This is a genomic window from Bradyrhizobium cosmicum (assembly GCF_032290525.1).
Taxonomy (GTDB): domain Bacteria; phylum Pseudomonadota; class Alphaproteobacteria; order Rhizobiales; family Xanthobacteraceae; genus Bradyrhizobium; species Bradyrhizobium cosmicum_A.
In genome coordinates this window covers 1-235 of record NZ_JASXTA010000606.1, presented here as the reverse complement: position 1 = coordinate 235, position 235 = coordinate 1, and the positions used below count along the sequence as shown (strand labels likewise).

Genomic DNA, 235 nt, shown 5'->3' with positions numbered 1-235 from the left:
GACATGCGCCTGCCGGACCGGCTGACGGTGCAATTGTCGGAAGAGGCGGCCAAGGCCCGCGAAGAACTGTTCAAGGACAAGAAGACCAAGAAAAAGGCCGGTGATTCAGCATGACCGGCCTCGATCGCAACCAGACCCCGAAGACACGTCCCGTCGACCACAAGCGCACGGCGCTGGTGGCTTCGCTCGATGTTGGCACCAGCAAGATCGCCTGCATGATCGCGCGGCTGAAGCC

Annotated in this window: 1 pseudogene; it reads left to right on the top strand. The window is 62.1% G+C overall.

Annotated features, from left to right (window positions below):
* Positions 1 to 114: pseudogene (locus QSV46_RS41100) on the top strand (cell division protein FtsQ/DivIB); the annotation flags it as partial.
* Between the last annotated feature and the right edge of the window lie 121 nt (positions 115 to 235).